This window comes from Holdemanella sp. (assembly GCF_056804935.1).
The window spans coordinates 2959-3406 of sequence record NZ_DBMEXE010000176.1 but is presented as its reverse complement, the minus strand read 5'-3'; the positions used below and the strand labels follow the sequence as shown (position 1 = coordinate 3406).

The 448-nt window shown below is 31.2% G+C and carries 1 protein-coding gene; it reads left to right on the top strand.

Annotation, left to right across the window (positions count from 1 at the left end; translation table 11 throughout):
• Positions 1–257 (top strand): hypothetical protein (locus tag ACZQCL_RS07710; protein WP_482482601.1); only part of this gene is annotated, 257 nt, incomplete at its 5' end.
• Positions 258–448: the final 191 nt, after the last annotated feature.

The window sequence follows — 448 nt, the reverse complement described above, 5'->3', positions numbered from 1 at the left end:
TTGATTACTTTATAGCATCAGGTATTAAGCAAAAGAATATTCAAGATCAATTAGACCTTGAGGACTTCTTAAAATTAGATGGAATAAAACCAATGCAAACATCTTATACTCAAACTGCGGAAGATAGAAAAGAAGATAGCAAAGGTAATTCATCTAAGCAAAACACAAATCAAGATGATAATGATCAAACCGACAATAAAGACAATGGGGATAATAGTTCTGCATCTGGAAATGAGCCATCAGAGCAAGACGAATAGAGCATTAATTTATTAGAGGAAGATACCTTATCTCTTAAGAAAGAGGATTAAAGATGAAAAAACCAACTATTAATTTCAGTTGGCCTGTTGTATTATCAGATTTCTCGAACAATGAAGATAAAAATTATGAAATCTTCTCTCGTTGTAAATTGAAAGTTTTTTACAAAGGAGAAACAGCAGATCATCGTTAT